This window comes from Rhodohalobacter sp. (assembly GCF_041686455.1).
In the GTDB taxonomy this organism is placed as follows: Bacteria; Bacteroidota; Rhodothermia; order Balneolales; family Balneolaceae; genus Rhodohalobacter.
In genome coordinates this window covers 1-4,938 of the sequence record NZ_JAWLDW010000157.1, presented here as the reverse complement: position 1 = coordinate 4,938, position 4,938 = coordinate 1, and the positions used below count along the sequence as shown (strand labels likewise).

6 protein-coding genes are annotated in these 4,938 nt (G+C 40.9%); all 6 read right to left on the bottom strand.

What is annotated here, in order from left to right; translation table 11 throughout:
• Positions 1-186: 186 nt before the first annotated feature.
• Positions 187-555, bottom strand: coding sequence for a GtrA family protein (locus ACESM0_RS12665; RefSeq protein ID WP_372906570.1), 369 nt, complete (start codon positions 553-555; stop codon positions 187-189).
• Positions 556-606: 51 nt separating this feature from the next.
• Positions 607-1,368 (bottom strand): glycosyltransferase, encoded by a 762-nt coding sequence (locus ACESM0_RS12660; RefSeq protein WP_372906569.1) that lies wholly within the window; start codon positions 1,366-1,368, stop codon positions 607-609.
• A gap of 14 nt (positions 1,369-1,382) precedes the next feature.
• Positions 1,383-2,435 (bottom strand): 6-bladed beta-propeller, encoded by a 1,053-nt coding sequence (locus tag ACESM0_RS12655; RefSeq protein ID WP_372906568.1) that lies wholly within the window; start codon positions 2,433-2,435, stop codon positions 1,383-1,385.
• 63 nt (positions 2,436-2,498) lie between these two features.
• Positions 2,499-2,744, bottom strand: a complete 246-nt coding sequence (locus tag ACESM0_RS12650) for a hypothetical protein (protein ID WP_372906567.1) — start codon at positions 2,742-2,744, stop codon at positions 2,499-2,501.
• A 169-nt stretch (positions 2,745-2,913) separates the two neighbouring features.
• Positions 2,914-4,239 (bottom strand): hypothetical protein, encoded by a 1,326-nt coding sequence (locus ACESM0_RS12645; RefSeq protein ID WP_372906566.1) that lies wholly within the window; start codon positions 4,237-4,239, stop codon positions 2,914-2,916.
• Positions 4,240-4,372: 133 nt separating this feature from the next.
• Positions 4,373-4,660, bottom strand: coding sequence for a helix-turn-helix transcriptional regulator (locus ACESM0_RS12640; RefSeq protein ID WP_372906565.1), 288 nt, complete (start codon positions 4,658-4,660; stop codon positions 4,373-4,375).
• Between the last annotated feature and the right edge of the window lie 278 nt (positions 4,661-4,938).

The following is a 4,938-nucleotide window of genomic DNA, read 5'->3' as shown; positions in this document are numbered from 1 at the left end:
GCTACATCCCCTCACTCCCTCTCTCCTTCACTCCTTCACATAAACCCGCAACTCTGCCAGGAGCTCTCTGCGTTCGCACTCTTGCAGGTTGCTCAAAAAATTTATCTCAAAAATCACAAGACTTATATCTTACGACTCTGGAATTGCAAAAAAGTGTACAAAATATTGTGTGTTCTTTGTTTACAGTTACGTCCCAAAAGTAATATAGTAATTGGCAAAAAAATTCCACAGTACCGTCATTCCGATAGCAAATACTTTGGCCGGGTAAAAATTTAGATTCTTCTCGAACAGATAGAGAAAACTGTTGTTTATCCCCAGCCCGATGAGCGAAATGAGAAAGAAACTTCCGTATTCAAGAAAAAGATGAGGATTGGAGCTCTCAAAAGTCCAGATTCTGTTCAGAAACCAGTTAGAGCTTGCCGCCACCGTGAATCCAATGGAGTTGGACAGATACCGGTGGAATTTAATTCGTTCTTTTAAAAAGATAGTGACGGAAAAATCGAGGCAAAACCCGGAGACCCCAACAATACCGTATTTGATGAAGGTTAAAATCATTCATCCTGGTTTCTGAGAAGGTTGATGTAGCGACTGAATTATGTGAAGATCTCAGGATTCCTGAACCACGGACACCGGTTCACTCACCTGATCGTATCTGCCGTTTAACAGATTCCATTTGATGGTTAACAAATCTTTTAAAGTAGAAAGCGAACCTCGAATAGCCGTATTGTCAAACGTGCCTCCGTCTACATCATTCCAATCATGAATAGGTATGGTTTGAATACGGTATCCACGTTTTTTTGCAATAGCCAGCAGTTCCATATCGAATCCCCAGCCGTTAATAGTTTGCGCGCCAAAAAGGTCGTCAGCCACCGGACCCCGAAATGCTTTAAAACCGCATTGGGTATCCCGAATGTTTATATCAAGTACCCATTTCACAAGCCGGTTACCTGTTTTGGATATAATTTTTCGCAGGCCCCTGTGGCTGGTTTGCAAATTGCGTACTCCGATAATCACATCTGCATTTTCTTTCTTCAGCTTCCGAACCGCTTTGAGGTGATACAGCGGAGTGGCCAGATCTGCGTCCATAAACAACTTATAGTCACCTCTGGCTTCCTGCATGGCCAGTCGTACATCCCTGCCTTTTCCTGCCCGCGGGCCTGCGTCTATTACTTTATAATTTTCAAACAAACCAGATTTTGATCGAGCAATTTCCAGGGTTCCATCATGGCTATGAGCCACAACAACCAGCACTTCTACGTTCCTCCAAAAATTTCTTCGTAGATATTCACTCAGTTTAATAAGGCTGTTTTCAATACGATCCGCCTCTTGCCAGGCGGGGATGATAATGCTCAGATCAGGTGTAATCATGAAATCTTATCCACTTAGAATTCGACATCATCCCCCAGCAAATGCTTAAACGCCTTTTCCCAGTTTGATGTAAACAGGGAGTTTGTTTCCGGGTCATACATTGCCGAGGAGTGCATGAAAGGCAGCACAATTGAAGCTTCATAACTGCCGGTAACCAAATCGTATTTATCGATAACACTCAAACTATCTCCTTCCCACTCGCCATTATCGGTTCTTGTGCCGGGCAAGTTTGTATAAACATACAACTTATTATTTTCATTGATATATCCATCCCGATAGAATGAAAAATCCGGAGCCGAAGAAACAGCGCCTTCTCTTTTTGTTACGGGAAACTCAAGGCCATCGGGAGCTTTTAAAATATTGATCAATTCGCCCTCACCATTATAGAAATAAATCAGGCTGGCATAAGATGGGATATAGACAAAATTGTCATGTCTATTCGAACGTATTGTGCCACTTACAGACAAGACGTGGCGCAATTGATCTTCAATTACTTTACCAAATTCAAAAAGTTCGTTTCCTTCATAATCAAATTTACTAAACAGCATTTCATTCCCAAGCCAGTTGACTATAAAACCGTCTTTAAGGCAGGTAATGCGATAAGGACGGCGATCTACAGAAATACTTTTCAATACCTCCCCTGTGTTAAGTGATATTGAAGTAATCCTCAAACTCTGGCTGTCAACTGCCAAGAGCCTATCATTAATTATGTCAAAATCAGTTAAGTTAATAAACTCACCTGGACCTTCTCCTTTCCCAGTTTCGATGGTTCGGGTTACACGACCATCTACATCATACTCATAAATCGTATAATCAGAAAAATCTGATACATATATTTTGTTTTTAAATTTTCTAACATGTGCAGGCTGAAAAAGGGTTGTTGTGTCGGAAATGACAATGCTGTTGGATGAATGATGATTTCTGTAAGAACGATCAAATTCTTCTACGGATGCATCCAGTGCTTTAACGAAACCACTTGAATTATTGAATGGTTTTAAAATCATAAAATAGGCAATAGAAAAAACCACTATTCCAGCCGCTGTATATAATATAATACTCCTGTTCATAAACAATATATTTTAGGGATGCGATGAGTTTGTCGCATCCCAGTTTTAAATTTTATAATTCAATTACTGCCTGTGACAAAGCTGAGTACCAGACCCACAGTCCATATAAGTACAAGCTTCGTAGCCTGACGGACCACAAACTACCGAACAACCTCCATCATGACAGTTTGTACTTCCACTAACCAATGCCATGTATCCATCAACGCTAAAGTTCGCCCCATTTATCGTGGTACTTACATTCAGCATCATCATCACTGCGAACATACAGCCCGCAAAGATGGCTATGAACTTCTTCTTCGTTTTTTTCATGATTGTATCTATTTTGAATGATGTGAAGAAAACCTCTTAATCTTTCTTCACGTTTTTGTGACTTAGGGCACGGTTCCTTTTGGGCCGTGCTTTTTTTATCTGCTCCCTTCCAATGCTTACCCGGAAGTTTATTACAGATAAATCTTTATACATCTTCAATATGTTTGATTCACCGGCCTGGCAAAACCACCTCATCCATATTCATCTCAATCAAGGGCTCAATACTTGCATTGAGTGTATCGATATTCTGCCAAACATCTACCCGTTTGTGCGAGTACGCAGCAAGAGCAATTAGATACACACCAAAGACTGATATCAGAGTAATTTTTTTGGCTCTCCCTTTAAACTCCACAAACAATTGAGCCAATACATATACCACAATCATGAAAAATCCGACGGAACTCAGATAAATATACCGGTCGGCCATAATCGATTCTCTTGGAATTGGGATAATATGAAGAACAGTGATAATGTTTATCAGGAAAAACAATCCTCCAAAAATATGCACGCGGTTCAGATGCTCTCTGGATTCAGACAATATCCATACGAACCCAACGGTTGCCACCGGATAAAACCAAAATCTTAAAGGTACAGACTCCCCGGGATCAACCGGAAAAAAATAAAAATGCGAAAGACTGTACGGTGCCGTCAGTTTCACCAGGTATTCCCAGAAACTGTAGTTGGCAAACAGAAGCCGCTGCCCGAAGGTATAGGCCTCCCCGCCTGCACCTGAGCGTACCGAAATTGAGATTGTTATAAGCCCGAACAGAACACCGGCTAAGAAAAATAGAATCTTTTCAACCCACTGCTTTTTGGGAATCAGGAATCGAACCACATCCGGGTTCGGATGAATCGTCCAGTCTACAAGGATTAATGTCAACACAAATACAACGGCTTGCTCCTTGGAAAGCAGCGATGCCAGAAAACAGATGAACACAAGCCAATAATAGTGGTTTTTCCCGGTCTCTCTGTACAGCAGATACAGCCAAAATCCCAACAAATAGAAAAAACTGTAGAGGACTACTTTAGAAGCACTAATCCACGCAACCGCCTCCACCTGCATGGGGTGAATGGCAAAAAGAAAAGCCGTGGCCCAGGCAATCGCCATCCGTTGATGATCTTTTAAATCAACTCCGGGAATCATCAAAAGGATGTTTTGCAATATCAGTCCAACGAGAAGAAAATTAACCAGGTGCAGCAAAAAAAAGAAAAACTGAAATCCAAATGCTTCCATGCCTGCCGTCTTTACAATACTAAGGTAGGCCAGTGTATTCACAGGTGAGTACTGCCCGCCATATGATTCGGTAAACATCGCCTGAACGGCTGCCGGTGTGTTCATTTGCAGATGGGGGTTGCCGGTTACCATCCACTGATCATCCCAGTTGGTCAAAAATTCATTATCCAGCACCGGCGACCAAATAAAAGCAAGTACGCACACAATTGATACAATCAGAACAACACTACTCTTGCGGTCTTGAAAGACTTTCCTGAACATATATTTTATGATTCAGTTAACTACGGTTTTTGAACAATTTATTCTAACATTCTCTGTTGATTAACATTAAATATCCGCCGTCAACATATCAACTGCTAATATTACCCAATCTGTAGGTATACAAATAAGCTTGTTAAAGTGAATATTCCCGAATTTCCGATCTATGATTCCGGCACCATTTCTCAAGACTTCGGTAGCCTTTCAGGTTTAGCTTTTTCTTAATATTTCTCCGGTGGGTTAGAATCGTGGACGGGCTGTTTCCAAGTTTACTAGCGATCTCTTTACTGCTAAATCCACCATTAATGAACGTAACCACTCGGATCTCCGCCTCCGTAAGATAGCACTGGCAAGCCTCATTAAAGGAGATATTTTTTTTGGTTGGTTTTAGATTTTCCTGATAACTTTGTTCATTTGAACTCATGATTATGGATTGTTTTGATGTTTGAATGTTACCTCTCTTATTAAACAAGATTCAAAAGCGAACTTCGTGTTACATTTTTCTCTTAGTGTTAAAGAAACCTAAAATTCATCTTCAGAAAATTTCTCTAATACAGCTTTTTGCAAAGATTACTCAAAATTTAAGTTATCAAGACTCGATCCCTTAAAACCCGCAACTCTGTCAGGAGCTCTCTGCGTTCGCACTCTTGCAGGTTGCTCAAAAACTCAAGACTCACACCTCTCTTCCCCTCTCCCAAATCC